This is a genomic window from Corynebacterium minutissimum (assembly GCF_000805675.1).
Lineage (GTDB): Bacteria > Actinomycetota > Actinomycetes > Mycobacteriales > Mycobacteriaceae > Corynebacterium > Corynebacterium minutissimum.
In genome coordinates, this window is sequence record NZ_JSEF01000012.1 from 270,203 (window position 1) to 293,999 (window position 23,797).

Below are 23,797 nucleotides of genomic sequence, written 5' to 3' on the forward strand. Positions count from 1 at the left end.
TCAGGTGGCTGGGCGCTGCGAGGACTCCGCTACGCCATGTTCCTCGGTGCCTTCCGGCCTGCCGGGAATCCCGAAGAAATCCAACACCGTGTCGGTTGCGAATCCGCGCCCCACCTCAGGTTTATCCCTACTTGGCCGTCCCGGCCACACGTGTGACCCACCTTCAATACGAATGTGCTGAAGCGGGGCCCGGCAAGCGGTCCAGGTCTCTTTGACGGCGTCGTTTGTCAGGCGCGCTGTTTGTACATCACCCACGCATTTGTTGCGTTTCTGGTGTTGGTTCATGACCTCCGTCACCGAAGAGTAGGCAGTTCCATGGCGGACTCCGCCCTCATAGTTAACTACGGGATCATCAGTGCCATGAATGTCGAGGCGGCCTACCGGCCGCTCTGAGCACTCCGAGTGAATACCCTCGTAATACGCCGCCGACACTGTTGCCACAGAGCGGAACGTGCCCGGCATCCGGCAGGCTAAGAACGCTGCGAAGCCACCACCGTTGGATAATCCAGCGGCAAAAATCGCGTCATCATCCACGCTGTACGTCGCTCGCAAACTATCGACGATCGTATGGACAAAATCTAGGTCTTCTTCGGCACTTGTCGTCGCGTAGGGTGCCGGCGACCACGCTTTGTCCAATCCTTGGGGATACGCCACGATGGCGTGCGCCGCATCAAACTGCGTGTAGCCTTCCATGTTTTCAGGACTGTCATTCCATCCATGGAACGCGAGTAGAACCGGCCACGAACGTTCAGGAGTGTAATCAGCGGGCACGTGCAGTAAAAAAGTTCGCCCCGACGACAGCCTCATATTCTTGGTCTCGCCAGGTTCCGGGCCCACAAGCATGGGCGACAGAGGGACGCCGAGATCATTTGTCCATACGGCCGGACTAGTGGGGGCCGAAGGGGCATCATCATGTCCCCCGCAAGCACCGAGTGCGCCCACACAGGCAGCTGCGGATAATACGGCGCAGACGGTACGCATAACACGCGGCCGTTGTACTTGCTCGCCGCGCGTCTTCACGGTTGCCCATCCCCCTCAAGGTTGTTTCTGAACTATGACCACTACAAAGTAACAGGTCGTTGCTTAAGATCACGAAGCGGCGCGGTATCTTAAAGAGCATTATGGCCACCACCAGTTCCCCACATCCCCGCCCGGAGAACTATCCCAGTTACCGCAAGGCATCTGCGCAGGAAGGACCAACGTTCCGGAGCTCTCAGCAGCGCGCACGTTCCGCGCGTGCTTTTGCCCATGGGGCCGATACCTACCATGACGTGCGCCCGAGTTACCCCTACGAGGTAGCCGCACTCATCAGCTCGGCCCACACGGTGCTCGACATCGGCGCGGGAACCGGAAAGCTCACCGAAACGCTGAGTAATCCCGAGGTCTATGCCAGTGACCCCTCCCCAGACATGGCCCGCGTGCTCACTCGACTGGGCGTGCCCTGCTGGCGGGCCACTGCAGAGGAGACTGCGCTCAGTGATTCCTCGCTCGACGCTATTACCTGCGCCCAGACCTGGCATTGGGTAGATGAAAAACGTGCGTGTGCCGAGTTTGATCGTGTCTTGCGCCCGGGTGGCCGAGTAGTTCTGGTGTGGAACACTCTCGATGTCGGAGCGGACCCATGGATTCTGCGTCTATCCCGCATCATGCACTCGGGTGACGTGCAGCGTCCCGGTTTCTACCCCACCATTGCCCCACCGTGGGAGATACGCAAGGAGCTTCGCCTGACATGGGAGCACGCCCTCACACCGGAGCAGCTTCACCAGCTTATGCATACCCGGTCCTACTGGCTGCGCAACGGCGAGAAGATTCATGACCGCATGACCTACAACCTCAACTGGTACCTCTTTGAACATATGGGATTTCACCACGGACAAGAGTTGGCTATTCCCTACCGAACCGATGCCTTCGTCCTTGCCCGCCCCGGCGAGTAGCTGACTTCTGTAACCATGACAATTGTCATGCGACACTCATGACGTCATGGCTACGCTGCAGGTTCCCTACGAGCTTAGCGTGAAAGTATGAGCACGACACATACCTCACCCCCGGCCATCGAAGTCTCCGGAATCAGCAAAACCTTCAACGCTTCGTCCCACAGCCCTGTACGCGCGCTTCACGACGTCTCCTTCACCATCCACCAAGGAGAAATCGTCGGCCTACTTGGCACCAACGGTGCAGGCAAGACCACGCTCATTGATCTCATCTTGGGGCTGACTACCCCTACGTCAGGCACCATCACCGTGTTCGGCCAAGCCCCACATACTGCTGTTAAAAGCGGCCGAATCGGCGCCGTCATGCAATCAGGCGGCCTCCTTCCGGATATCACCGTGAAGGAAACTTTGGAACTCCTCGGCGCTGCCTTCCCCACTCACCGCCCATACGAGGACATCATCGAGCGCGCGAATTTAGGAGATATTCTTTCGCGCCGGGTAGGCAAATGCTCCGGCGGCGAGCAACAACGCCTGCGTTTCGGATTGGCTCTGTTGGGGGACCCGATGCTCTTGCTTCTCGACGAACCAACTGCCGGCATGGACGCTGGTGCCCGCCGCCACTTCTGGGAGACCATGCGAGAGGAAGCCAAAGCCGGAAGAACCATCCTGCTGACCACTCACTACCTCGAAGAAGCCGACACCTTTGCACAGCGCATCGTCATGCTCAACAAAGGCGAGATTCACGCTGACGGCAGCACTGAGGAAATCCGCAACGCAAATTCCACCCGCATTATCCGGGCCACCTTCCCAGATGGCGTGCCCGATCGTCTCCTCAACGAGCCCTTACCGGGAGTGCTCCATCTAGTTCCCACAGACACCGGCCTCGATATCACTACGCGCGATTCTGATGCGGTAGCCCGCTTTCTACTCACTGAAACCACAGCGCAGGATATCACCATCACCGGCCACAGCCTCGAGGATTCGTTCCTTGAGCTCTCTGGCTCTTCACTCGACACAATTTCCCGTTAAGGAGTCATCCGCCATGAGCACACTCACTTCAGCCACACCGACGCTTGGTACGGCCTTAAAGTACGCGGCCCACGACCTGAAGCGCTTGCGCCGCGACCTACCAACTCTCTTTTTCAGTATCGGCTTACCCGTCATCTTCTACATTCTCTTCGGCGCCATGCAGGAATACGGCGCTATCGAATTCAACGGCGGAAACGTCGCAGCGCTGGTCATGATCGGCATGGCGCTCTACGCCGGCGCTACTGGAGCCGTTGGTGCAGCTGGTTCTATGGTTGCAGAAAATCGCGCTGGGTGGGGCCGCCAATTGGCGCTCACTCCCCTACGGGCTTCTCAGCTTGGCCTTGCCAATGTCCTCAACATTGCGGTCCGTGCCATCTTGCCTATCGCCGCTGTCTTCATCACCGGCGGGCTCACTAAGGCCACGATGCAGCCGGACCAATGGGCGCTCTCTTTTCTCATTACCGCGGCGTGTGCCATCCCGTTCGGTGTCTACGGTATGGCCTGCGCCATGCTCATCCCTTCGGAGAACACTGTTTCCATCGCGACATCCACAATCGTCATTCTCGCTTTCGCCGGAAACGTCTTTATGCCGCTCAAGGAATCCCTGCTTGAGGTCGGACGATTCACCCCGATGTACGGCGCACAGGCCCTTGCCCGCTGGCCGCTATCTGAAGGTGCCCAAATGATCAACGGTGAGCGTCTCTTCATTGAGGACCCACTCTGGTACGCATGGGTTAACATCACTGTATGGACAGTGGTTTTCGTCGGGATTTGCTTACTCCTTCACAACCGCGACAAGAACCGAGCATGATGGATGACTTTAGGCTGCGGGACGCTGTCTTCTCCGCCATTTGGTTGCTCTTTCTTCTCATAGGGCTGGTGCAGATCCTTGTTCTGCCCTCCTATTCCACGGCGCAGCGCCTCTGGGCCGTTGCCATCACGGCAATATTTTGCGTCACCTATTTTGTTTCATTCGGCACCGTCCATGCCTATCCTCGCGGATGGTCCCAGGGACGTCGGGTGGCAATTCGGTGGGTCATCCTCGCCGCGCTCGCACTTGCCGCGATTCCCGCGTATGGGGTGTGGGCCGTATGCTTTGTGCCCTATCTTGGAGCCTTGGTCGCTTTCACCCAGCCCCTGATGACTGCCGCAACCATAATCACGCTTACCGGTATCGTCGCAAGTATCTCCGCGTGGATTTTCGCTCGCCCAAGCTTTATCGATCTCGCGATCATTCTCTTTGGCTGGCCCCTGCTTATTTTGGCCCTCGGCACGCTATCTCAGCGCGAAGACACCGAAACAGCCTTAAGGCATGATTTGGATTTAGCCCAACAACGCGAGGACATTGCCGCCGATATCCATGATCTCCTCGGCCACACCTTGACCGCTATCAATCTTAAAGCCGAGGTAGCGCGCCGATTTATCGACCGTGATCCAGCCAAGGCCGCAGCCGAGCTTGATGAGATCAGTTCTCTGTCGCGATTATCCCTCGCAGAGGTACGCTCCACCGTCACGCGCATGAAGAACCCCACCTTTGCTGGCGAGATTCAGGCCGCACGCCGGATCTTGGACACTGCCGGCATCCGTCCCCACCTGCCTGAAACTCTTATCCGTCCGCGGGCGCATGAGGACTTGTTCTCGTGGGCGCTGCGCGAGCTCACCACCAACGTCGTACGCCATTCGGGGGCTGCGCACTGCTGGGTTATCCTTAGCGAGGATTCCCTTCAGGTCACAGATGATGGAGACGGTTTTACCGAGGACGCTACGCAAGCGCTTGCTGCGGGCCTTACGGGACTCGCCGGTCTTCGCCGCCGAGCCCAAGATGTCGGTGGCGATGTCATCATTCAGCGAGCGGAAGGGTTGACCACTGTCCTACTTACTCTTGATGGTGTCCGCGAGATAAAGGAGGTTGTCCCATCATGACACCTCCCATACGGGTGCTCATTGCCGAAGACCAGTCGCTAGTCCGCGGAGCGCTGACAGCATTGCTTAATACCGAGCCGGACATCGAGGTCGTTGCTGGGTGCTCATCCGGAGTCGAGGTCGCCGCCCTCGTCGCTCAGCATCGCGTTGATGTGGCGCTGCTCGATATTGAGATGCCGGGTATGAACGGCATAGATGCTGCTAAGACGATCGCCGCTACTGATTGTCGAAGCCTCATCGTCACCACTTTTGGGCGTGCCGGCTACGTCAAACGCGCACTTGACGCAGGTGTCGATGGTTTCCTCGTCAAAGACACTCCCCCAGACGAGTTGGCTGACGCCATCCGCCGCGTCCACGCAGGCCTGCGCGTCATCGATCCGCAACTTGCCCAAGACATCCTCTTTGCCCCGGATAACCCTCTTAGCGAGCGTGAAATTGAGGTCTGTCGTTTGCTTGTTCGTGGTCTTGGGTCCGCGGACATCGCAGCGCAGCTGCATCTTAGCGGCGGCACCGTGCGTAACCATATCTCCGCCATCATGACCAAGACTGGGGCGGCCAATCGCTTCGAGGCCGCGCGACGTGCCGAAACCAACGGTTGGATCTAGGGATGCTCTGCGCTTGGCGACGTCGCTCTCGGCCGACTAGCGGCGCTGGCGGCGCTCGCGCACGCGCACTGCAATGCGCACTGGGGAGCCGTGGAAACCGAAACGCTCGCGGAACTTGCGCTCCAGATAGCGGCGGTAGCCTGCATCCAGGAAACCGGTGGTAAACAGCACGATCGTGGGCGGCTGGGTTGATGCCTGGGTGGCAAACAGCACGCGCGGGAGGCGGTTGTTGTTCATCGGCGGCGGATTGGCAGCAATCGCCTCGCGCATCCAGTTATTGAGCTGGCCCGTGGAAACGCGCTGGTCCCAGCTGTCTAGCGCCTCAATCATCGCCGGTTCCAGCTTCTGCAGGGCGCGGCCAGTCTCTGCAGAGATATTGACGCGAGTGACCCACGGTAGGTGGCGCAGGTTCTCATCAATCTCGCGGTCCAAGTAGTAACGACGGTCCTCATCAACCAGATCCCACTTGTTGAAGGCGATGACGAGAGCCTTGCCTGCCTCCAGAATCATGTTGAGGACGCGCTGGTCCTGCTCGGAGACTTCCTGGGAGGCGTCGATAAGCATGATGCATACCTCAGCCGCATCGATGACGCCACGGGTACGCAGGGACGCGTAGTACTCGTGGCCTTGCGCATTCTTGACCTTCTTGCGCAGTCCTGCAGTGTCGATGAACTTCCACAGACGCTCATCTAACTGCACGAGTGAATCTACGGGGTCCACGGTGGTTCCGGCGGCGTTATCGACGACGGAACGCTCCTCCGAGGTCAGCTTGTTAAGAAGCGAGGACTTGCCCACGTTCGGCTTACCCACGAGTGCGACGCGGCGCGGACCAGAGGTAATTGAGGAATTGCGTGGCTCCTCCGGGAACAGACGCAGGATTTCATCGAGGACGTCGGCGCCGCCGCGGCCGTGCTGTGCAGAAACCGGCCACGGATCGCCCAAGCCCAGTGCGTAGAATTCCGCCATGTCGGCATACATTGTCTCCGAATCGAACTTGTTCGATACGAGGATGACCGGCACTTCGGATTTCTGCAGCTTACGGGCCATAACCGCGTCCGTCTCGGTGATGCCGACCTTGGTGTCGACGACGAAGACGATCACGTCGGCAGTGGCCATGGCCTGCTCTGCCTGGCGCGCAATAGCGGCGTGAATGCCCTTGACGTTGGGGTCCCAACCGCCTGTGTCTTGGACGAAGAAGCGCTGGCCATTCCAATCCGCCACGTAGGAGACGCGATCACGGGTGACACCAGGGTGGTCCTCCACCACTGCTTCTCGACGCCCCAAAAAGCGGTTCACCAGAGAAGACTTACCCACATTCGGGCGCCCCACGACAGCTACCGTGCAGAGGTTCTCCTCCGTGTGGCCATCATCGACGCCAAATTCAGAGGACAGAGCTGCCCACTCTTCTTCGCTCAGCGGGGCTTCGCTGTCAGCTTCATCCTCGTCATCACCGAAATCGGCTTCACCGAATTCAGAGTCGTCAAACTCAGACTCATCGAATTCATAGTCAAACTCATCTGAGTCGAAATCATCCGGAGCCCAACCGCCATGCGGATCGCGCACGACTTCTTCTTCCAGCTTGCCCACTGGGTAATGGAACTCCGTCTCGAACTCCTCGGGCTCCTGGTCTGGGGCCCGATTCGGGTTCTGCGGTTCATTAGTCATGGGAGGCCTCCTTTAAGGCTGACTTTTCGACCACGGCTACGAGCGCGTTAAGGACCTCATCGCGGGACATGTCTGAAGTATCGACGAGCACGGCATCCTCCGCTGGACGCAGCGGTGAGGTCGCGCGGGAAGAATCCGCAGCGTCGCGCTGCTGAACGGCGGCAAGCACGGAGTCAAAGTCAGACTCAATTCCTGCCGCGAGGTTCTGGTCATGGCGGCGCTGTGCACGCACCTCGGCCGACGCCGTCATAAACGCCTTGGCCGGTGCGTCCGCAAGCACCACAGTGCCGATATCGCGACCCTCCACGATAGCGCGGTGAGCCTTCTCAGCGAGGTTACGTTGCAGGTCAACGAGGTTCTGGCGCACCTCCGGAATGGCAGAAACGGCAGAGACATTCCGGGTAACCTCATCCTCACGAATGACCCGGGAGACGTCCTCACCATCAAAGATGACCTGGGTGGAGTCCGGATCATCCGAGACTTCCAAAGGAAGGTTGGCAGTGGCGTTAATAACCGCTGCAGTATCTGCAGGATCCACGCCTGCGCGCAACACGGCGAGGGTCGCCACGCGGTACATGGCACCGGTATCGACGTATTTGGCGTCTAGACGCTTGGCCAGCGCGCGGCAAGTCGTAGACTTACCCGTGCCGGAGGGACCATCGACGGCCACGATAAGGCCGTGGTTTGGCATATTCGAAATCATTACATCCCCACCGCCTTGTACAGACTGGTCAATTCGTTAGAGTTCAGAGCACGCAGGGAGCCTGGCTTCATATCACCGAGCTGCACCGTGTGGAGCTTGGTTCGCACGAGGCGCTGGACTGGGTAGCCAGCCTCCTTCAGCATGCGGCGCACGATGTGTTTACGGCCCTCATGCAGCTCGACGCGGACGAGGGAATAGCCCTGATTCTTATCCACGATTTGCACATAGTCCGCCTTGGCGAGTCCATCCTCGAGCTCAATGCCCTCCTGAAGCTGGCGGACAAGTTTCTTGTCGCCTTCTCCCAGCACTGTTGCTAGGTAGGTCTTCGTGACCTCATACTTTGGGTGCATGAGACGGTTTGCTAGCTCGCCGTCGTTGGTGAGGAGCAATAGGCCCTCAGTATCAGCATCGAGGCGGCCGACGTGGAACAGTCGCTGGCCCGATACAACTCGGTCAGCGACGACATCTCCCACACAGGGACGCCCCATGTCATCAGACATCGTGGACTGCATGCCACGTGGCTTGTTGAGCACGAAGTATTGGGTTTCTTCGTTGACGTTGATACGGGTGCCATCAACGCGGATGACGTCCTTGTTCGGATTCACGCGAGTGCCCTGCGTGATGATGACCTGGCCGTTGACTTCAACGCGGCCCTGGTCAATGAGGATTTCTGCGTGGCGGCGCGATGCGACGCCAGCCTTAGCCAGGACCTTCTGGAGGCGTTCTCCTTGGTTCTGGGAGTTCTTCTTATCGTTGCCGTCTACCAGCCAATCAGCGCCCAAGTCGCGGGCGACGGAATCTGCAGTGGCCTTCTTCTTTTTAACGTGCTGATGGCGGGCCGGCTTAGCATTGGAGACAATCATGTCGCTGTCTCGCTGCTTCTTTTCCGGTGTGCCATCGCGGCGAGCGGGTGGAGTCACGGAATTGTGTCCTCTCAATAGTTCTTCAATTTGCGGTGCGGAAAGCACCGTGGTCTGCGCGCAATCCTACCCCAGAGTCAAACGTTATGAATAGTCCTCATCGATCTGTTCAATGTCCGGCAGCAGCGGCGCAAGGTCGGGAAGGCGTTCTAGCGAGTCAATGCCGAGGAGCTCAAGGAAAAGCTCAGTCGTTTCGTACTGGTGGGCCAGGCCCTCAGCACCTTCAAGCTCGCGAATCAGACCACGCATCATCAGGGTACGGACCACACCATCGACATTGACTCCGCGCACACCGGCTACCTGGGCACGAGTGACCGGCTGGCGGTAGGCAATGACAGCCAAGGTCTCCAAAGCGGCGCGAGAGAGCTTGGTTTGGGTTCCATCGAGCACAAACTGCTCCACGGCATCCGCATTTTCCTTGCGGGTATAAAAGCGCCAACCTTCAGGGGTTTCACGCAGATCAATCCCAGAGCCCCGCTCGGTGAGCTCGCGCTGTAAGCTGCGAAGAACATCACTAACCACAGTGGTCTCCGCATCAAGCGCGCGGGCTAAGGCCTCGACGCTCGCCGGTGAATCCACCACTAACAGGATGGATTCCACGCGTGAGCGCAATTGGGAGATAAGTGGTAAAGCTGTGCCTTCGGTGTGGGCGTCCATGACTGGGTAGCGTACCTTTCTTAATCCCAGTTGGCTGCCGCCACGACGGCAGGATCCACATCGAGTCCGGTCCAAGCCAGCTCAAGCGGCCCAAGGGATTCCTCCTGAACGGCATCAACAGCCTTGGCTTTGTACAGCTCGAGCAATGCGAGAAAACGGCCGACGATTTCCATGGACACCGTGCAATCCCTAGTCAACGCGTCAAAGCTCATCCATTGACCAGAGCCCAACATCTTGAGTGTGCCGAGAATCTTTCCTGCCTGCTCCGGCACGGAGACCGCCACCTGATGGATGTGGCCGGTTGCCACTTCCTCAGGTGGTTTGGGCCGAAAAACACTGGCAGCAAGTTCCGCAAAACTAGCTGGGGTATGTCCGAGCTTTACCGGTGGCAGAAGCTCGCTGAAGCGCTCCTCCATCGCCACAGCACGCGGGTAACGGCGTTGGGCTTGACGTTGCCACTGGGCGAATTGGTCCGCAACCTGCTTATAGGCCTTATATTGCAGCAAACGTGCGAAAAGCAGGTCACGGGTTTCTAGTAGCTCAAGGTCTTCGAGGTCATCCACGTCACCGCGTGGAAGCAAGCGGGCCGCTTTTAGGTCGAGCAACGTCGCCGCAATGAGAAGGAACTCAGTTGTTTCATCCAACTCCGCGGTTTCCCCAAGTGCTCGGGTATACGCCACAAATTCATCGGTGACCTCAGACAGCGCCACCTCAGTGACATCGAGCTTCTTCGCCTGGATGAGCTGGAGAAGAAGGTCAAAGGGACCTTCAAAGTTACCCAGCGCGATGCGAAAGCCGGTGATTTCCGGTTGCGTCATACCGGCACGCTAGACGGTGGCTCGCTCAATGACCTCTTTGGCCAAGTCACGGTATTGCTTAGCTGCCTGCGAGCTTGGCGCCCACGACGTAATCGGCTCACCAGCAACGGAGGTTTCGGGGAATCGAACCGTCCGAGTAATGACGGTGTCGAAGACCTTGTCACCAAAGTACTCAACTACGCGATCCATAACCTCACGTGCGTGGCGGGTACGGCGATCAAACATGGTGACGAGGATGCCCATGACCTCAAGGTCAAAATTAATCCGATCGGCCACCTTCTCCACGGTGTCCGTCAACAGTGCTAGGCCACGCAGGGAGAAGAACTCGCATTCCATAGGGATGATGACGCCTTGGGAGCAGGCCAAAGCGTTGACGGTGAGGAGACCCAAAGAAGGCTGGCAGTCAATAATGATGAAGTCATATTCCTTGCGTACAGGACGCAATGCGCGGGCAAGCGTATGCTCGCGGCCGACCTCGTTGACCATTTGAATCTCTGCCGCCGAGAGGTCGATGTTGGCGGGGACTAGGTCAAGACCTTGGACCCCTGTATGCACGATGGCGGAATGCACTGAAACATCGCTATCCAGCATGACGTCATAGATGGTGTCACCAATCTGGTCATGCGTAAGACCCAGCCCTGCAGAAAGCGCGCCCTGCGGGTCCAAGTCAACGAGGAGGACTTTACGGCCGAGCTCGGCCAGACAAGCTCCCATATTGATGGTCGAGGTAGTTTTTCCCACGCCACCCTTCTGGTTACACATCGAAATGATGGTGGCGGGCCCATGCTTTTCCAGTGGCTCCGGTTCCGGCAGCTCCCGCAGTGGGCGGCCGGTCAAACCCACCTGTGCCTCCGAGGCCTCAAACAGTCCCTCGTCGCTCACAGTCACACCTGCTTCCTTGACCTACACGGCCTCTCATGTCTGGCCCGCAGCGCGTGCCCACGCCGCCTTCTTACATCGTTGTGATTACAGAGTACCCCCTTGGGCACCCACCCCGCGATTATAGCCAGCAATAATACTGAGATAAAGCCTAGTGGCCTGACTTTCGACCACGTGAGCGCCAGAACACAAGTCCAGCGATGAGCGCCACAAGACCCACGCCACCGAAGGCAGCGATGAGCCTGCCAGCGCTGTTCCCCTCGTCATCCGCACCGCTTTCTTCGGCATTGTCTTTTCCATCCGCACCCAGTTGCTGGTCAGCCGGAACTCCTTCTGCGATGGCTGTCGTGGGATCTGTCAGCGTCACAACGAGTTCTGCGGTCTGTGATTCCTTCTGAACGAACTGCATGATGAAGGGGTTGTCGGGAGTCGTTCCCTCCGGGTAGGTCAAAGTCATTGTCCGGGAAGCCTTGTCGATGTCGCGCTGGACGCCTTCCACGAACTCTCCCTGCGCATTGAGATAGCGCAGGGTCACGCCATCATCTTCGAGGTGTTTGAAGCGGTTATACAGATCCAATGCTTGCTTGAAGCCAAGCTTCGCGGTGATGGTCTGCCCTTCAATGGAGGATTCGAGGTTGACATACTCCGTATGAGAATCATCCACGCCTTCCCAGCCGCGACCCGTATGCGGTGTCTGTGCTTGGCCGTGCCCAGCCTCTCCCCCTTCGCGCTCACCGGAACCTGAATTGGCGCCAGAATCTCCATCATGGTGAGCGCCAGGGGCGGTGCCACCATCTCCTTCATCAGCCTCCCGCCCTTCGCGCTCACCGGAACCTGAATTGGCGCCAGAATCTCCATCACGGTGAGCGCCAAGGGCGGGGTCGCCCTCAGGGCCAGCTCCCTCAGCGGGCCCGCCAAGGCTTTCTGGATCACCATTGGCTGCGGCGTCATTGAGGTCTTGACCGGTGACGTGATCATCAGCGACCAACAAAAAGGTCATGGTGACGCCCTGGTAGGTCACAGGGACGCTAAGTTGTCCGCCAGCAGCGGGAGCGGTGACCGTGGCGGAACCACCGGAAGCGGAGACGGTCCAGCCGTCAGCGGCCATGTTGACGTTGACGGGCACAGGCAGAGAAACCGTCGTGGTCTGCCCAGCCGGGACCGGAATCGTGGCATCCTGCGCGTGCGCAACCACACCATCACCCCAGTTGGACGCTGCCACGGGAAGCACAGTGAGGCACCCAGCGGCTATGGCGGCAGCGAAACGGCGGCGGTGCGATGCAAATTGAGGCATAAGGATCTTTCAGTATGGGGTTGGTTCTAAGGAATAGCTGCCGCGATTTTAGGCGCGGGGATGGGCGGTACGCCAAACCTCACGGAGTGAATCGGCGGTGACGTGAGTGTAAATCTGGGTGGTCGTCACCGAGGAATGCCCCAGCAACTCTTGGACGGTTCGAACGTCCGCACCGCCTTCCAACAGGTGGGTAGCAAAGGAATGGCGCAAGGTATGGGGAGAAATAGTGGCCTTGATCTGGGCACGCTCCGCAGCTGACTTGATCGCGGCCCAGGCGCTTTGGCGCGACAATGTTTTACCGCGAGTATTGAGAAACAAGGAATGGGACGCGCCTGTGGACAGGACTGGTCGTGAACGCACAAGATAGTCCTCCACCGCCTTGACCGCATGTGACCCCATGGGCACAAGGCGCTGCTTGTCGCCTTTGCCGCTGAGCATGAGGATGTCCCGCACAGAGCGCGGTCCCTCGCCCGTCACATCATCGACGTTCAAGGAAATAACCTCGGAGATTCGCGCACCGGTGCCATAAAGCATCTCCAGCAAGGCGCGGTCACGGATGTCGATGGGCGTGGCGGCATCGTCAGTAGGGATTGCACTCAGTAGCGTGTCAATGTCCTCGACGGTCAGTGTTTCCGGCAGGTGCTGCGCCCGCTTGGGCGGCGATACTTCCGCCGCCACATCAGTTTCGATAAGGCCTTCTGCCAAGGCAAACTTGTGTAGGCCGCGAGCTACGATAAGCGCACGGCTCGCAGAAGATTGCGCGAGCGATTCACGCAAATGGACCAGATAGTTTTCCACATGGGTGCGCTGGACGTGCCGCAGGTCCTTAATGCCGAGCTCAGCCAGCCAGGTGATGTAGCGGTTGATGTCACGGCGGTAGTTGCTCACCGTGTTTTTCGATGCGCCTTTCTCCACCATGAGGTGCATTAGCCAAGCATGCCCTGCCGACTGGGCCGGAGTGTCGCCGCTCATAGCTTCTTGAGGTCCGGGCCTAAGCGCCGACGTGCCATAGACTGCGGGCGGATATCAAAAGGTGCGTCCACTGAACGTGGGGTTCGGCCAGCACTGACGCAGGCATGCGCGGCTAGAATTCCTGCCACGGCAATGGAGTTCACAATCTCGCCTGACAGGACGCGTTCCACGGCCTCTTCAAGGTCTACCCACGCAAAAGCCATGTCGGCTTCTTCATCGCCTTCGGCATCGAGCTTGTCCACCTGAGACAAACCACGGGCCAGAAACACTCGCACTGCTTCCTCGCAGAAACCTGGTGAGGTTACCAAGTCAGTCAGTACGCCCCACTGCGAGGCGGAAAGGCCAGCTTCTTCCTGCAGCTCGCGCTGGGCACCGGTGAGTTCGTCCTCTCCTTTGACGTCGAGAAGCCCTGCGGGCAATTCCCATAGGCGTCGGCCCACACTGTGACGGTATTGCTGCACCATGGCCACTCGATTGCGATCATCGAGGGCCACCACTGCGACGGCGCCTAGGTGTTCCACGACTTCGCGTTGAGCGACGACCTCGCCGGGCATGACGACGTCATCGCGGCGGACGGCGATAATGGGGGCGTCGAGAAGCTGCTCGGTACCTACTGTGCGAAACTGGTGAGCCATTTACAGGTCCTTCGGCAGCGCCGGTGCGGCATTCTGCGCGTTGGCAGCGGCGCCGTATACACCTTGTCCGCCCTCCAGCTGTTCCTTGACCGCAAGAACGGCAGCCATCTGGGACACCGGGTGATCAATGGAATCCACAGTAGTGATTTCCGTCTTGGCCTTGCGCAGTTTCTCCAGCGCGCCTCCGTTTCCCGCAGCCTCCACCTGACCAGCGTAAACGGTTGTCATTCCAACGGAATCGAATCCTTCGAGGAACTTCACTGTCGTATCGATGGCGTACCGGGCCGGAGCATCTTCCTCGCTATCGTTAGCGGTCTGGCGGCCGCCGACAACAATTACTGCTTGGGCAGGCACAATCGTGCCGTCCTCATAGTCGATATAGCCAGCTTTCCGCAGCGCACGCAAAAGGGTAGCGCGGTCATCCACGGAGGCCAACGGCTCAGTACTCTTCGGATCCAGCATGAGAGCAGCCGCCAAAGCTTCGCCCGAATGCGTACCGGCGTCAACCGTCTTTTCACTAAGCTTGGCGCCCGCCGGAAGCGTGTTCGTCACTAAGGACAGCAGCTTGTCAGCAGAACCCTGATCGACAAACTTTCTGGTGAGAGTGATGTGGCCGGCGTTCGTCGAATCGGCGGACTTCAGCAGATCCTTCACCGCATTCACGTCCGGTTCTTTAGCGTCCGGAGTGCTAATGACCATGACTGGACGCTGTACCAAAGAACCATCGACGACGAACCGGTTGAGATCGCGCAAGACCGAGTCCGCGGAATCCAGCTGGGCCTCGTGAATCTCGTTTTCGACCACCAGCTCGGCATATTTCTCCCGTACCTCGTCGTGAGAGCCAGCTTTGCCCCCGCCTGGAGTGGAGTCCATATTTGGTGCAATCAGCAGCGTGCCCAGGGCAACGCCGAGTGCCGTGCCAAAGCCCAGGCCAGCGACGACAAGCGACTTAGGCGAAGCCATTATTTAAACCACCCCTGGACGCTAAGCGCAAAATTATTCCAGGTGTCAATAAGGTTCTGCAGGAAGGACTCATCGCCGCCAAGTCCCACGATGAGGATCACCACAGCGAGGGCAACGAGGATTCCGAGAAGAGCCCACAGCCACCCCATGGCTCCGGAGCTCGGCGCGGTGTAGAGGTTGATAACGGCCTCGGCATCCACCAAACGGGTACCAGCCTTCATGCGCGACAACAGCGCCGCCGGAGTGGCATTAGGTTTGTTGGCAAAGACGTCATCAAGGTCGAGTGCACCGCCTACCTGCACGATCATCTGCGCATCGTGATAATCCGCCAGCAACAGTGCAAGATCCGTGGCCGAGTCTGTAGCAGCCGGGAAAGTCATAGCACCAATGCCTAAGTCCTGAATGCGCTCAAGGCCCTCGGCAGTGCCGTCTGGTTCTGCCGGCAGGATAACCTGGGCACCCCCGCGCAGGGTCTCAGAGCTAACCTCGGAAGGATTGCCCACGATGAAATGCGGCTGGTAGCCCAGCTCCACGATCGTATCGGCTGCGGCATCGACGCCGATGATAATAGGTTCGTATTCGCGAATGAAGTTACGCAGTAGGGAGAGCTTCTTGCGGTGTTCCTCAGAAGGCGAGACCACAAGTACCTTGCGGCCTGCCATGTCAGAACCCGCATCAGGGACGCCGAGACCGTCGATCAGCAGCGGGCCCTCCGAATGAATGAACTCGATAGAGTTACCGAAGTATGCCTCCATATGATCGATGAGTTCCTGCTGGGCCGAGGCGAAGTTCTTCTCTGCTCGGTCACGAGTAACGACGGTCCCTGCTGCCAGCTGCGTGTCGCCCACGTAGACGGTGCCGTCCTCAGTCAGGCGGGCCTTCTTACCGTCCTTGAAATGTGCCACGAAGTCTTCGCCGACGCCCTCGATGAGGGTCACGTTGGCGTCGAGAAGCATGTGCGGACCATAGTTGGGAATGGAACCAGTAGAAAATTCAGCCACATTAATCACGGCCGCCGGCTTCATATCAACGAGGGTCTGGGCCTCTTGGCGGGAGATGTTGGCTGCGTTGATGACGGCGAAATCACCGGCGCTGAACTTCTTCATGCCCTTTCCGCCTGGGGTGCAGTCACGGAGCGCGCCGTGTTCTCCAGGCAGATCGGTATTACGGGAAAACAGACTCATGAGTGACAGTTTCCCCTGTTAGAGGCTCAATGTGTGGAAGGCGCGCGGAAGTCTGCTACTTCTGCCTGCGCACGGTCGAAGAGCTCCTGCGCATGTGCGCGGCCCGTCGCGGTGTCATCGAGGCCCGCGAGCATTCGCGCAAGCTCCTCGACGCGTTCTAGGGGACTAAGATCTGCCACGCCGGAGGTGAATTTTTCCTTGGACACGTGCAGATGCGAGTCCGCATAGGCGGCGACTTGGGGCAAGTGGGTGACACATATGACCTGGTTGGTTGTGGAGAGCCGTGCTAGCCGACGCCCCATTTCCACCGCCGCGCGCCCACCCACGCCGGCGTCGACCTCGTCGAAGACCAAGGTTGTGCCGTCGCCACTGGCCAGGACGACCTCCATGGCGAGCATGACGCGGGAGAGCTCACCGCCCGAAGCGGCCGATGCCAAAGGCTTGCCATTGAGCTGGAATTCGACTTCATCCGCGCCCGTTTTGGAATACTTAGCCTTGTTGACCGTGACCGTCAGAGTGGAATTTGGCATGGCTAGGCCGTGGATTTCCTCGGTAACTTCAGCCCCCAGCTTCTTCGCTGCCGTGGCACGAGAAGCGGTGAGTTTCTCTGCCTTCGCCACCATGTCCTTTTCCGCTTCCATCACCTTCTTTTTGAGGGCTTCCAGGGCTTCAGTGGACGTATCGAGCGTGGCAAGCTTCGATTCGGCAGATTCGCGCCAGGCCAACACTCCGTCAATATCGGCGGCATACTTACGGGTAAGCCGCTTGAGGTCTTGCTGGCGCTGCAGCGATTCTTCCAGAAGGCTAGGGTCTGCGGGAAGATCGCTGAGGTAGGTGGTGAGCTCAGCGGCGATATCCGTGAGTTGTGCCGTGGCTTCGCTGAGGCGCTCGGCCAGTGATGCGAGTACGTCGTCGGTGGTTCCGGTTAATGCGGATTTAGCGGCGCCCACGAGGTTGACTGCAGTGTCTTCATCGCCGAAACCTTCCCCACCATCCAGGGCGGTCAGGGCCGTCGCTGCCGCCTCACGCAGGGCATCGACATCCTGCAGCCGGCGAATGAGGGTGACCAACTCCGCGTCCTCACCTGGCTTCGGGTCGAGCTCAGCAATTTCATTAATGGCAAACTGGAGGCGGTCAACTTCTTGCGCCATTTCGCGGCGCGATTCGGTGCGCTTGCGATAGTCCTTGGCCAGAGAGCGCCAGTGGCTAAAAGCTTCCGTATAAGTGGTGCGCACTTTCTCGATGCCAGGTTCAAACCTATCGATGGCTGCGAGTTGTTGATCGGGCGACAGCAACCGGAGCTGGTCATTTTGACCATGGACAGTGATGAGGTGGGAAGCAAACTCCCCTAGCGTGGCTGCTGGTACTGCGCGCCCACCCAAGTAAGCGCGGGAACGTCCGGCGGCTGACACCGTACGCGAAGCAATGAATTCGCCGTTTTCATCCGGTTCTCCCCCGGCGTCCTCAACCAGCTGCGCCACCACTTTTGAGTGTGAAGAAAAATGCCCCTCAACTGCCGCTTTCGCGGCGCCATCGCGCACCCGGGAGGCATCGGCCCGTCCACCCGCTAAAAGGCGCAAGCCAGTAACCACCATGGTCTTACCCGCACCGGTTTCACCGGTGAGCACAGTGAGGCCATGGGAAAGTTCTGCTGAGGAGCTCTCAATCACTCCGAGGTCAGCGATGCTGATATCAACGAGCACGTAGGTCTTCCTCCTTGTCCTGCGTCACCCTAGTAGGGACAATCTAGTGCCGCGGTCCACGCCAGCCTTCAACAGGCAGACGCAATTTGGAGACGAGTCGGTCCGTAAATGGCTGATCGTCGAGGCGCACCCAGCGCACAGGGCGGCTACCGCGCACGATTTCCACGCGTGCACCGGGTGGCATTGAGATTTCACGGAAGCCATCGAGGATGACCACGGCTGGAGTCGTAGCCGAAGCTGATTCCACTGCCACCTGCGCATCAGGTGAGACCACAAGAGGCTTGGTAAACAGCGCATGCGCATTGTTAGGAACGACGAGAATGGCATCCAGCGACGGCCACAATACCGGTCCGCCAGCGGAGAAGGCATAAGCCGTCGATCCAGTCGGGGTGGAAATAAGCACGCCGTCACAGCCGAACGACGACACTGGGCGGCCATCGATCTCCAGGATGGCGTCAAGAACACCGGAGCGGTTGAGGTTCTCTATCGACGCCTCGTTGAGAGCCCATCCACGCTGGCGGAGCTCGCCCTCAGCGTCGAACACAGCAACATCAATGGTGAGACGGTCCTCCACGTCATAGGATTGCTCGATAACCCGCACGAGCGCGCGATCCAAGGACTCGGCTTCCCACTCCGCAAGGAAACCCACGTGTCCTAGGTTGATGCCCAACACTGGGACATCGACAGCACGCGCCATGTCCGCCGCGCGCAGGAAGGTGCCATCTCCGCCGAGGACAAGGACCAACTCGCAGCCTTCCGCTGCCGCCGGTGTGTGCTTGACGTGCTGGAGCCCCGGCAGCACTGTACTAGCGGCACAGACACGAACCTTGATGCCCGCCTCTTGCAGCAGCTCTGCTGCTCGGTGCGTAGCCGCAAGGTTGTCTTCACGGCTAGCGTGCGGGACAAGAAGTATTTCGCGGCGCGCGCTGGCCTCCGCGGCAACAGTCCTGCTCACTGTGGTCCCTCCTCAATGGCCGTGTGGATCATCGCATCTAGCTTATCCTCTGGTGTCGACATCCCGTCTTTGACCAGCCAGAGGAAATACTCCACATTGCCACTTGGGCCCGGCAGTGGTGATGCTGCCACGCCTTTCACGCTCAGACCTAGGCTCTGGGCATAGACAGCGACGTCCTTGGTGACCTCCGCCCGCAGTTCTGGCGACCGCACGACTCCACCAGAACCGATGCGGTCTTTTCCTACCTCAAACTGCGGCTTAACCATGGGCAAAAGCCACGCACCGTCCGCCATACACTCGGTAATGGCAGGCAAAACCAGTTTCAGGGAGATGAAGGAGAGATCGCCCACCATGGCGTTGCACAGCCCCCCAGTCTGCTCGACGGTGAGGTTGCGGATATTTGTACGGTCGAGCACCGTCACGCGGTCGTCATTCTGCAATCTCCACAAAAGCTGCCCGTACCCCACATCCACGGACAAGACTTCGGTAGCGCCCCTGCGCAGGCACACGTCTGTAAATCCGCCAGTCGATGCCCCCGCATCCAGCACACGCCGCCCCTCGAGGTCGACGTCGAAGGCCTCAAGAGCTCCTAAAAGCTTGTGTGCGCCTCGCGACGCCCAATCGTCCCCCTCCACGACTTCCACCTTGATGGAAACCTCGGGTTCTACCACCGTGGCAGGTTTGGTGGCTTTGAATCCACCTACCGTGACTCGGCCGGCCTTAATCATCTCAACGGCGTGCTCACGAGAGCGCGCAATCTTGCGGCGCACCAGCTCCGCATCGAGGCGGCGGCGTTGTGGGGGCATGGGCTTCTTTCCTCAGTTGTCTTGGAGGGCATCACGCAGCACAGCGTGTACCCGATCCAGCTGGTTAAGTTCCTCCTCGAGGGAGTTTGCCGGTTCCTGCAGAATCTCGGCCACAGAGGCGTCAAGTGCCTCCGGTGCCAATACTGCACGTGGATCGTGTGGCTTTACTGCCATGTAGACACTGCTTTCTCTGCGAACTCACTGCGCGGCTGAATATAGCGCGGTGCCTGCGAGCCAGCCCAGGCGACTTCGAGGACGGTACGCAGCGCTTCAATCGACGTCGACTTTTCATTGCCGCCTTGGAGGACGATGTCGTAACCGTCGTAACGCGCCATAAATCCTCCCTGGGCGCCAGGACGTGCCTGGGCTTCCGACAGGGACAGCTCGTGGAAACCTGCTCCAACAAAATTGGGGCGAAGCTCCGCCGGTGCCTCGATAAGCTCCAGTTCCCGGGACACACCAGTCAGCACGTGAAAAGTATCCATAGCAGCCGTGTTTCCGCCGGCAATATCGGTATCAAGCCGATCTCCCACGGCCAGCGGTTTGGTCGAGCCGACGAGTTTGGCAGCTTGGGTAAACATGGCAGGTTCTGGTTTACCCGCGGATTTTGGTTCCACACCCGTCGTTGACGTAATCGCGGCGACGAGAGAACCATTGCCCACAGCCAGACCACGTTCAGTAGGCAGCTGCGTATCCAGGTTGGAAGCGTAGAACTTAGCTCCCTGGTTGATGGCAATAGCGCCTTCCGAAAGCTGTTCCCACCCCACGGACTTGTCCATGCCCTGGAGAACGGCTGCCGGTTTCTCGTCCGCGCTGCTCACAACCTCGAACCCTGCGTCACGGGCAAGCGTTCGGAAAGAATCGGCACCGATGATGAGAACCTTGGATCCTGCCGGAAGATCCTCACGCGCCATACGGACTGCCGCCTGTGCGGACGTCACGACATGCTTGGCGTCGGTATCAAGCCCAATCTGGCCCAGCATATCTGCCACGGTGTGCGGGCTACGTGAGGCGTTATTGGTTACGTACACCGCCGGAATACCGCACGAGTTAATGACATCTACGACGCACTGCAACGCCTGGCCACCTTCCCAGACAGTTCCGTCCAGATCCAACAGAAGCGAATCATGGGTTGTGAGAATACTCATTGTTAGCACTCGGCCAGACGCTCAGCGGCGTCGGTCCAGTCTCCTTCATCAATGTCAGTAGCGTGTTGGAACCATTCCTTGGCTTCATCCTTGCGGCCGGCTTCCAACAACGCATTGGCGTAGGCATAAGAAAGGCGGCAAGCAGCTACGCCCGTGTCGTCTTTGTTTGGCTGCGCACGCTGGATGGTGACCACGGCCGAATCAGCCTGGCCCATATCAAGTCGTGCACCGGCAGCAACGATGGCCAGCTCGATGGCGTCCTCAGGTGCAAGCTCCTTGGCGTCATCGCTGCGCCACAGCTCAACTGCCTTTTCGGGCCGTCCCAAGCCGCGTTCACAGTCAGCCATGACAGCAAGCAGGCCCGGCCCACCGGAAATGCGGCGGGCAGCGCGCAGCTCAGCAAGCGCTTCCTTCCATTCGCCCGCGCGGTAAGCGGCGATGCCGTTCATCTCACGCGCCACTGAAACGCGACCAGCCCGGTCCTTTGCTGCGCGCGCGTGGCGCAGGCTCAGCTGCGGATCATCATCGAGCCACGTGGCCGCCATAATGAGGTGCTTGGCCACGGCCTCAGAATTCTCCTTCGACAGGGAAGAAAGATCCTGCAGCACTGAGGGATCCAGATCCGTGATATCGATATCGGAGGGCAGATCCGGATCGGTCATGCGGCGGTTGATTCGCTCCTCACGGTAGCCGGAGCGTTGTGGGTGGGAGACCTTGTGCTTGTCGCGGTCGTGCCCCTTACGGTCATTTCGACGGTTGCCACGACGCTCTTCTCGACGCCCCGATGCTCCGCCACGTTTTTCAAACTTGCGGCCCCCAGAGCGGTTGTTTCCGCGGTTGCTATCCGAGGAGCGTTCACGGCCACGGCCGTGGTCGCGGGACTTAGAATCAGACATTAAAGCCATGCACTTTCTGCGGTAGACGCGTCCGTATGTACCGAACCAGTGTACAGGTCACCACGGCAAAAGCAGCAATACGTTCAGCAGCTAGTGAAGTGCCACACACCGATCGTCGTACAGTCCCTCAGGCAGTATCAGGGAGCGGCCCTACGTTGTCTAGGGGCCAGCCGTAGCGGACACGATCCAGTCCTGCTGCCACCTGCGGCCGGCCCAGTCCAGTCTCAAGGCTTCCATGCTCTAAAGGCTTACCTCGTACGACAGCAAGAAAAGTCCATCCGTTGTGACGTTGAGCATCCAGCCGAATCTTATGGCGCTCGCTAGCCAAAGCCACTCCATCAGCTATCAACTGGCGTGGTTTCCCCGCGCACGCTTCAAACTCTTCAATGCTTCGCGTCTCACCGCTGGGAGCTACCACCATGAGCGTAGTGAGATAAAAGTACTTTGCTTTATCAGCCTTAACATTCTGCTCGTCATAGTAGAGACTACCGATCAGCGCGGGATAGCAATCAATCCAACCGTTCTTCCAGGCGGTAGAGAGCTTTCGGACAAAGAGCCGCCATTTCACGTAGTCAACAGCGTGATATAGCAGGATTCCTGCCAGGAACAGAATAATCAGCCACGGAACCTCTCGACCTTTAGCTATCCACGCGATGAACCCGATAAAAGACCCACCCCCCACAAGAATGCCGAGGAAAAGAATCCCCGTCCACAATGTTCCACCCTCTGGGACCGGCCCCTGGGATTCAAACACTTTGTGAAGATTATACGGTGAGGGATTTTCGTGCTTTTCCTTGTAGGGCACCGACTCAAGATCATTCAGGAAGACCGAGTTAAATCTGTTGGTAAAGGGAATGGACGTCTGGGTAAACTTCATCGCCTGCTCCTTCGATGCCTCACAGGTGAGCTGCAAAAGCTATTTTAAACCGCCGTCTCTATTCACCGGACTCTATTCACCCAGCAATGCTATGCCGCAGGCTTCACAGCAATCGAATCCTCGCAGATCAAGGTCGATCCGTCTTCTGCATGTTGTCACAGCCGAGGATCGTCACTCGGCTTTAACGGCTACTGCGCCGACGCGCTTCTCGTGCTCATCCCAGTAGGCCCTAGAGTTCTTCGCACCTTTCCACCCCACAAGAAACGCAGCACCGAGCCCAACTATGGGAACGAGAATCGCACCTACTGGGCTAAACAACGAGGCGAGGAACGCTATCGCATGATCAAGCTGCAAGAATTCCAGAACAATTCCAACTAGTTCACCGCGGCTGTGCATGTCAGGAACGCGCTCGGCAACGGGCGCGAGTACTGGATCGATCCGTTCACGCATGGAAGGTCCAAACATTAAAACGACGAAAGAAAGCGCCGCCAACACGAGCTTTTTACTGGCCTCATAGCCGCCCGATAGCACCGGATTGTTCATCAGCTTGATGATGCCATCACGACGTTTACCCGGGTCTGCTGGGAGAAAATCAACGCTGCTCAAGCCGCTAGTTAGCTTCACTCGTGAGATTCCCCCCAGCCGAAGACTCAATCGCCACAGTCGCCCGGGCCACTAGGTGCTTCAATGAGTCTTCTTCCCACCCTTTCGAAGGTTCATTCCGGAGAACCAGTGTGTGGTCAACGTCCTTAACGCGCGATACGACGCGTCCCCCAACCAAAAGGCATGCCGCATCAATCTTGGCAAGCACGCCTTGCGGGGCGTCTGCTACCTCCACCGCGGTGACGATGTCCTCCGCAGCAATGAATCTTCCTCCAGAGGCGGTCTGCTTAGTTAAGGATTCAATTGTTCCCCTAGGCGCTACAAGGACATAGCACCAATTACCGCCCCTTGGCAGCTCCCACAATGTGAATCCATCAGGCAAACAGAACCATCCCTTCCCTCCAATCGAATGTGCCTCCACGTTACATGGGAGTGAGACCTCGCAAAAAGGGAACGGCACAACTTGCGGTGTTCAATGACCAGCTCCACACAGCCCCTCTGCTCATAGCTGCGGGATCTTCTATGTGTCCAGACGTGGAAGTGCAGACCTATAGGTGGCGGGACCTGACCCCTGTTAGGTAGACACCTGATATCCAGCCCGGTTGGGTTGGGAAGAAAGGTAATCTACCAC

At 58.6% G+C, this 23,797-nt stretch carries 25 protein-coding genes; 5 read left to right on the forward strand and 20 right to left on the reverse strand.

What is annotated here, in order from left to right; translation table 11 throughout:
* The gene (locus tag NX84_RS07565; RefSeq protein WP_306302906.1) at positions 1-981 is read right to left on the reverse strand and encodes a CE1 family esterase; all 981 of its coding nucleotides are present in this window, start codon (positions 979-981) and stop codon (positions 1-3) included.
* A 140-nt stretch (positions 982-1,121) separates the two neighbouring features.
* Between NX84_RS07565 and NX84_RS07570 the strand changes: the two genes are divergently transcribed.
* From NX84_RS07570 to NX84_RS07590, 5 genes are all read left to right on the forward strand, one after another.
* A complete protein-coding gene (locus NX84_RS07570; protein WP_039675456.1) occupies positions 1,122-1,934 on the forward strand; it encodes a class I SAM-dependent methyltransferase in 813 nt (270 codons plus the stop codon).
* 87 nt (positions 1,935-2,021) lie between these two features.
* Positions 2,022-2,960, forward strand: a complete 939-nt coding sequence (locus NX84_RS07575; protein ID WP_039675458.1) for an ABC transporter ATP-binding protein — start codon at positions 2,022-2,024, stop codon at positions 2,958-2,960.
* Between the two features lie 13 nt (positions 2,961-2,973).
* Positions 2,974-3,771 carry an ABC transporter permease gene (locus tag NX84_RS07580; protein WP_039675460.1) on the forward strand — a complete coding sequence of 266 codons (798 nt, stop codon included), beginning with the start codon at positions 2,974-2,976 and terminating at the stop codon, positions 3,769-3,771.
* Complete coding sequence (locus NX84_RS07585; RefSeq protein ID WP_039675462.1) at positions 3,768-4,883, forward strand: sensor histidine kinase; 1,116 nt, start codon at positions 3,768-3,770, stop codon at positions 4,881-4,883. Before NX84_RS07580 ends, NX84_RS07585 begins: the two co-directional genes overlap by 4 nt.
* Positions 4,880-5,488, forward strand: a complete 609-nt coding sequence (locus NX84_RS07590; protein WP_039675464.1) for a response regulator transcription factor — start codon at positions 4,880-4,882, stop codon at positions 5,486-5,488. The genes NX84_RS07585 and NX84_RS07590 overlap by 4 nt, the downstream gene beginning before the upstream one ends.
* Positions 5,489-5,524: 36 nt before the next feature.
* On the opposite strand, the gene der is transcribed toward NX84_RS07590, so the two are convergent.
* From der to NX84_RS07680, 19 genes are all read right to left on the reverse strand, one after another.
* Positions 5,525-7,153, reverse strand: coding sequence for a ribosome biogenesis GTPase Der (der, locus tag NX84_RS07595; RefSeq protein ID WP_039675466.1), 1,629 nt, complete (start codon positions 7,151-7,153; stop codon positions 5,525-5,527).
* Complete coding sequence (cmk, locus tag NX84_RS07600) at positions 7,146-7,856, reverse strand: (d)CMP kinase (protein WP_039675469.1); 711 nt, start codon at positions 7,854-7,856, stop codon at positions 7,146-7,148. The genes der and cmk overlap by 8 nt, the downstream gene beginning before the upstream one ends.
* Positions 7,856-8,776: a pseudouridine synthase gene (locus NX84_RS07605; RefSeq protein ID WP_039675471.1), complete on the reverse strand. Its 921-nt coding sequence runs from the start codon at positions 8,774-8,776 to the stop codon at positions 7,856-7,858. Before NX84_RS07605 ends, cmk begins: the two co-directional genes overlap by 1 nt.
* Before the next feature lie 84 nt (positions 8,777-8,860).
* A complete protein-coding gene (gene scpB / locus NX84_RS07610; protein ID WP_039675472.1) occupies positions 8,861-9,433 on the reverse strand; it encodes an SMC-Scp complex subunit ScpB in 573 nt (190 codons plus the stop codon).
* Between the two features lie 20 nt (positions 9,434-9,453).
* Positions 9,454-10,251, reverse strand: coding sequence for a segregation and condensation protein A (locus tag NX84_RS07615; protein WP_039675473.1), 798 nt, complete (start codon positions 10,249-10,251; stop codon positions 9,454-9,456).
* Positions 10,252-10,260: 9 nt separating this feature from the next.
* Positions 10,261-11,139: a ParA family protein gene (locus NX84_RS07620; protein WP_174519849.1), complete on the reverse strand. Its 879-nt coding sequence runs from the start codon at positions 11,137-11,139 to the stop codon at positions 10,261-10,263.
* A 142-nt stretch (positions 11,140-11,281) separates the two neighbouring features.
* Positions 11,282-12,424, reverse strand: a complete 1,143-nt coding sequence (locus NX84_RS07625) for an ICP22 family protein (RefSeq protein WP_052319708.1) — start codon at positions 12,422-12,424, stop codon at positions 11,282-11,284.
* Positions 12,425-12,472: 48 nt separating this feature from the next.
* Positions 12,473-13,396, reverse strand: a complete 924-nt coding sequence (gene xerD / locus NX84_RS07630) for a site-specific tyrosine recombinase XerD (protein ID WP_231913844.1) — start codon at positions 13,394-13,396, stop codon at positions 12,473-12,475.
* Positions 13,393-14,031 (reverse strand): NUDIX domain-containing protein, encoded by a 639-nt coding sequence (locus NX84_RS07635; RefSeq protein ID WP_039675474.1) that lies wholly within the window; start codon positions 14,029-14,031, stop codon positions 13,393-13,395. Before NX84_RS07635 ends, xerD begins: the two co-directional genes overlap by 4 nt.
* On the reverse strand, positions 14,032-14,994 hold the full coding sequence (locus NX84_RS07640) for a copper transporter (RefSeq protein ID WP_039675476.1): 963 nt from the start codon (positions 14,992-14,994) through the stop codon (positions 14,032-14,034).
* A complete protein-coding gene (gene steA / locus NX84_RS07645; RefSeq protein ID WP_039675479.1) occupies positions 14,994-16,178 on the reverse strand; it encodes a putative cytokinetic ring protein SteA in 1,185 nt (394 codons plus the stop codon). Before steA ends, NX84_RS07640 begins: the two co-directional genes overlap by 1 nt.
* A 26-nt stretch (positions 16,179-16,204) precedes the next feature.
* A complete protein-coding gene (gene recN, locus NX84_RS07650; RefSeq protein ID WP_039675481.1) occupies positions 16,205-17,881 on the reverse strand; it encodes a DNA repair protein RecN in 1,677 nt (558 codons plus the stop codon).
* Between the two features lie 43 nt (positions 17,882-17,924).
* Positions 17,925-18,836, reverse strand: a complete 912-nt coding sequence (locus NX84_RS07655; protein WP_039675483.1) for an NAD kinase — start codon at positions 18,834-18,836, stop codon at positions 17,925-17,927.
* Complete coding sequence (locus tag NX84_RS07660) at positions 18,833-19,642, reverse strand: TlyA family RNA methyltransferase (protein WP_039675485.1); 810 nt, start codon at positions 19,640-19,642, stop codon at positions 18,833-18,835. Before NX84_RS07660 ends, NX84_RS07655 begins: the two co-directional genes overlap by 4 nt.
* Before the next feature lie 12 nt (positions 19,643-19,654).
* A complete protein-coding gene (locus NX84_RS12995; protein WP_169744707.1) occupies positions 19,655-19,816 on the reverse strand; it encodes a hypothetical protein in 162 nt (53 codons plus the stop codon).
* Positions 19,807-20,790, reverse strand: a complete 984-nt coding sequence (locus tag NX84_RS07665; protein ID WP_039675487.1) for an HAD-IIA family hydrolase — start codon at positions 20,788-20,790, stop codon at positions 19,807-19,809. Before NX84_RS07665 ends, NX84_RS12995 begins: the two co-directional genes overlap by 10 nt.
* A gap of 2 nt (positions 20,791-20,792) precedes the next feature.
* Complete coding sequence (locus NX84_RS07670; RefSeq protein ID WP_039675489.1) at positions 20,793-21,686, reverse strand: tetratricopeptide repeat protein; 894 nt, start codon at positions 21,684-21,686, stop codon at positions 20,793-20,795.
* A gap of 127 nt (positions 21,687-21,813) precedes the next feature.
* A complete protein-coding gene (locus NX84_RS07675; RefSeq protein ID WP_039675491.1) occupies positions 21,814-22,563 on the reverse strand; it encodes a hypothetical protein in 750 nt (249 codons plus the stop codon).
* Between the two features lie 171 nt (positions 22,564-22,734).
* Complete coding sequence (locus tag NX84_RS07680; protein ID WP_231913833.1) at positions 22,735-23,169, reverse strand: hypothetical protein; 435 nt, start codon at positions 23,167-23,169, stop codon at positions 22,735-22,737.
* Positions 23,170-23,797 lie beyond the last annotated feature (628 nt).